This window comes from Shewanella sp. M16 (genome assembly GCF_018224605.1).
Classification (GTDB): domain Bacteria; phylum Pseudomonadota; class Gammaproteobacteria; order Enterobacterales; family Shewanellaceae; genus Shewanella; species Shewanella oncorhynchi.
Window position 1 is genome coordinate 1 of record NZ_JAGTUL010000168.1, and the last position, 255, is coordinate 255.

Genomic DNA, 255 nt, shown 5'->3' on the forward strand with positions numbered 1-255 from the left:
CAAACACTTTATTAAGTGTCTTGAATATTCAATAGTAAATTATTCTTTATTGAATAGTTTACGTCTAAGGCGCGTCCACTTCTTTGGTCAGAAGTGAGACAAGTAAAACCAAGCTGGTCGCAATGCGGCGCAGGTGAGTGAAACTCATTTGGGTTGTATGGTTAAGCGACTAAGCGTATACGGTGGATGCCTTGGCAGTCAGAGGCGATGAAGGACGTAGTAACTTGCGAAAAGCGTTGGCGAGCTAGTAACAAG

At 43.1% G+C, this 255-nt stretch carries 1 rRNA gene; it reads left to right on the top strand.

The features are described 5' to 3' along the window. Window positions 1-159: 159 nt before the first annotated feature. Window positions 160-255 (top strand): 23S ribosomal RNA (locus KFE26_RS23895); the annotation flags it as partial.